The organism is Streptomyces dysideae (genome assembly GCF_001514305.1).
Lineage (GTDB): Bacteria > Actinomycetota > Actinomycetes > Streptomycetales > Streptomycetaceae > Streptomyces > Streptomyces dysideae.
Map to the genome: position 1 here is coordinate 1 of NZ_KQ949108.1, position 1,160 is coordinate 1,160.

At 69.4% G+C, this 1,160-nt stretch carries 1 protein-coding gene; it reads left to right on the top strand.

Going from position 1 to position 1,160, the window contains the following annotated elements:
• Positions 1 to 1,128: aspartate ammonia-lyase (locus AQJ91_RS37315; RefSeq protein WP_067030874.1), on the top strand; the 1,128-nt coding region annotated here is incomplete at its 5' end.
• Between the last annotated feature and the right edge of the window lie 32 nt (positions 1,129 to 1,160).

Below are 1,160 nucleotides of genomic sequence, written 5' to 3' on the forward strand. Positions count from 1 at the left end.
GACGTCGTCCAGGGCGGCGCCGGCACGTCCACCAACATGAACGCCAACGAGGTCGTCGCCAACCGGGCGCTGGAACTGCTCGGCCACGCCAAGGGCGAGTACCAGCACCTGCACCCCAACGAGGACGTCAACCTCAGCCAGTCCACCAATGACGTCTACCCGACCGCCGTCAAGGTCGCGACGGTCTTCGCGGTGCGCGGCCTGCTCAAGGCGATGTCCGTGCTCCAGGACTCCTTCGGCCGCAAGGCCGTCGAGTTCCGCGACGTCCTGAAGATGGGCCGTACGCAGTTGCAGGACGCGGTGCCGATGACGCTCGGCCAGGAGTTCTCGGCGTACGCCGTCATGATCGACGAGGACCGCAGCCGGCTCGCCGAGGCAGTCGAGCTGATCCATGAGATCAACCTGGGCGCCACGGCGATCGGCACCGGCCTCAACGCCCCCGCCGGATACGCCGAGTCGGCGCGCCGCCACCTCGCCGAGATCACCGGCCTGCCCCTGGTCACGGCTGCCAACCTGGTCGAAGCGACCCAGGACTGCGGGGCGTTCGTGCAGATGTCCGGCGTGCTCAAGCGGATCGCCGTCAAGCTCTCCAAGAGCTGCAACGACCTGCGCCTGCTCTCCTCCGGGCCGCGCGCCGGCCTCGGCGAGATCAACCTGCCGCCCGTGCAGGCCGGCTCGTCGATCATGCCCGGCAAGGTCAACCCGGTGATCCCCGAGGTCGTCAACCAGGTCGCCTTCGAGGTCATCGGCAACGACGTCACCATCACCATGGCGGCCGAGGCCGGACAGCTCCAGCTCAACGCCTTCGAGCCGATCATCCTGCACTCCCTGTCGGAGTCCATCACCCACCTGCGCACGGCCTGCCTCACCCTCGCCGAGCGTTGCGTGGACGGCATCACCGCCAACACCGAGGTGCTGCGCCGGACCGTGGAGAACTCCATCGGCCTGGTCACCGCCCTCAACCCGCACATCGGCTACACGGCGGCCACCGACATCGCCAAGGAAGCCCTCGTCACCGGTCGCGGTGTGGCCGAACTCGTCCTGGAGAAGGGCCTGTTGCCCGCCGAGACCCTCGCCGACCTGCTGCGCCCGGAGGCCGTCGCGGGCAGCGGCCAGGCCCTGGCCTGACCTGCGGATGCGCACCGGGACCGGCACGGAGG